The following is a 605-nucleotide window of genomic DNA, read 5'->3' on the forward strand; positions in this document are numbered from 1 at the left end:
TGCTGGATAGCACCCGAGATACCAACAGCGATGTAAAGGTTAGGTGCAACAATCTTACCTGTTTGACCAACCTGCATATCGTTAGGTACGAAGCCAGCATCAACAGCGGCACGTGATGCACCTACAGCAGCGCCTAGCTTGTCAGCAACAGACTCAAGAATCTTGAAGTTGTCGCCATTTTGCATACCACGGCCACCAGAAATCACGATGTCAGCAGCAGTCAACTCTGGACGATCAGACTTAGCCATTTCTTCACCAACGAAGGTAGAGATGCCAGCATCCTGAACGTTATCAATAGCTTCAACAGCAGCAGAACCACCTTCAGCAGCAACAGGATCAAACGCAGTACCACGAACAGTGATTACTTTGATGCCGTCAGAAGACTGAACAGTAGCGATCGCATTACCTGCATAGATAGGACGAACGAAAGTATCAGCTGATTCAACTTTGATGATGTCAGAGATTTGCGCCACATCCAACAAAGCAGCTACACGTGGAAGGAAGTCCTTACCCGTAGTGCCCGCAGAAGTAACGATGTGAGAATAACCTTTACCAAGATCAGCAACTAGTAGAGATAAGTTCTCAGCTAGAGAGTGACCGTAGGC

General features: G+C 47.6%; 1 protein-coding gene. It reads right to left on the minus strand.

The genetic code is table 11. The features are described from left to right. The coding region (locus tag A3757_RS04595) for an electron transfer flavoprotein subunit alpha/FixB family protein (RefSeq protein WP_197469773.1) at window positions 1-605 on the minus strand (605 nt) is incomplete at both ends.

The sequence above is a fragment of the Oleiphilus sp. HI0117 genome (genome assembly GCF_001635235.1).